At 67.0% G+C, this 1,321-nt stretch carries 1 protein-coding gene; it reads right to left on the bottom strand.

Annotation, left to right across the window (positions count from 1 at the left end; genetic code table 11):
• Positions 1-12: 12 nt before the first annotated feature.
• Positions 13-1,071 carry an IS110 family RNA-guided transposase gene (locus C4U03_RS39690; protein ID WP_103945038.1) on the bottom strand — a complete coding sequence of 353 codons (1,059 nt, stop codon included), beginning with the start codon at positions 1,069-1,071 and terminating at the stop codon, positions 13-15.
• Positions 1,072-1,321: the final 250 nt, after the last annotated feature.

Raw genomic sequence — 1,321 nt, 5'->3', positions numbered from 1 at the left:
GATGCTTCTATGTCAAGCCGCGAGCTGATGGCGGGTGACGTGGTGCTGCCAGGTGGCTTGATCGGCGGTCATGGCGCGGTGGATGACGTCGATGAGATGGCGTTGGAGGATGCGGCGGGCGCCACGCTTGCCCTTGGCGGGTTCATGGCGTTCCAGGAGTCGTTGAGCTGCTGGGTGGAAGCGTTTCTGGACGATGGCTGCGGTGTAGAGGACGCTGTTGAGGCGTCGGTTGCCGCCCCGGTGGAGGCGGTGGCGTTCCTGGTCGGAGGAGTAGACCGGGATGGGGGCGCAGCCGGTGTAGCGGGCGAGCTTGGCCGAGGTGGGAAAGCGGGTGATGTCGCCGATCTCGGCGATCAAGACCGCGGCCGAGTTGTGGCTGATGCCGGTGATCTCCAGGAGGGTAGGAGCCAGCGGGCTAACGATCTCCTTAATGGTGGTGTCGAGGCCACGAACCCGCTGGTTGAGTCCGGCGATCTCGGCGGTCATCTCCATGAGTACCCCGCGGACGTGGCTGCCCAGGCGGGCGGCGGTCAGCAGTGCTGCCAGCGCATCCGTGCCCTTGGGCCGGGCCAGGTCTCCGGGGGTGTGGTCCAGCCAGGTGTGGAGCTGGGCCTTGAGCTGGTTGATCAGGTTTGTGCGGCGTTTGATGAGGTCGGTCCGGTGGTCGACCAGGACGCGCAGCTCACGGACGTGTTCGTCGATACGGTGCCGTGCCAGATCTGGAGTGGCGATCGCGGCGCGAGCGGCTGCGGCGGCGTCGTCCAGGTCGGATTTCGCGCCGGTGGCGGCATGGAGCTTGCGGTGAGCGGCGGTCAGGCGGGTGGGGACCCAGACCACTTCGTGGCCGGCGAGCAGTAGCCCGTCGGCCAGGCGGCGGGCGAAGCCGCGGCCGTCCTCGATCGCCCAAGTGACGGCCGCGTCATCGGTGATCGTCCGGACCCATGTGAGAAGCGCGGTGATCAGCAACGCGTCATTCTTCACCGTCAGCGGCTTACCGATGCGTCGGCCGTCGGGACCGACCGCTGCCGCGACGTGGACGTGCTTGTGCGGGTCGATCCCCACTGTCACCATCGAGGAGTCCTGTTCTGCTGCTATGGGACGGGACAGCGACGAGGGCCCTGGCCAGGGGACAGACCTATTGCGAGTTGACGGCTCAGCAGGCTTCTATCAAGTCACTCCCGGTTCAGGGCTCTCGCCCTGCGGGCCGCCGTGGACAGATCAACGGGAAGCTTTCCGGCACGTGTTCTCCGAGTCACCCAGCGGCCCATCGCGGAGCCTCTCCCGTCGAAGCAGCCCCGCACGACCCACCTTGCACCAATAG

The sequence above is a fragment of the Thermomonospora echinospora genome, from assembly GCF_900108175.1.
Classification (GTDB): Bacteria; Actinomycetota; Actinomycetes; order Streptosporangiales; family Streptosporangiaceae; genus Thermomonospora; species Thermomonospora echinospora.
This window is presented reverse-complemented; position numbering and strand designations above follow the sequence as displayed.

Coding starts and splice junctions, on each gene's coding strand:
- C4U03_RS39690 (WP_103945038.1), bottom strand. CDS start 1,071: ATGGTGACAGTGGGGATCGACCCGCACAAGCACGTCCACGTCGCGGCA.